This is a genomic window from Streptomyces huiliensis, assembly GCF_020037025.1.
In the GTDB taxonomy this organism is placed as follows: Bacteria; Actinomycetota; Actinomycetes; order Streptomycetales; family Streptomycetaceae; genus Streptomyces; species Streptomyces huiliensis.
In genome coordinates this window covers 1-269 of record NZ_JAIQLH010000558.1, presented here as the reverse complement: position 1 = coordinate 269, position 269 = coordinate 1, and the positions used below count along the sequence as shown (strand labels likewise).

Annotated in this window: 1 pseudogene; it reads left to right on the top strand. The window is 81.4% G+C overall.

What is annotated here, in order from left to right:
- A pseudogene (locus JNW98_RS35845) lies at window positions 1–269 on the top strand (aminoglycoside phosphotransferase family protein); the annotation flags it as partial.

The following is a 269-nucleotide window of genomic DNA, read 5'->3' as shown; positions in this document are numbered from 1 at the left end:
GCGAACGACCGCCTCGAACCGCCGGAACGGCTGGTTCGGGCCCTGGGCTCCGATCCCGACCCGGCCCGCGCGGCGGCCGCCGGCCACTGGCTGGCCGGACTCCCGGCCACGGCCCGGGAGTGGCTGGACCGCTGGGAGCTGACGCCCGAACGGGTGCAGGCGCCGGGCGGCCGGACGGGCATGGTCGTCCTGGTCCACCGGGCCGACGGCACCCCGGCGGCGCTCAGGCTCCTCCCGCCGGGCGGCGCGGCGGCGGCCGAGCACGCCGC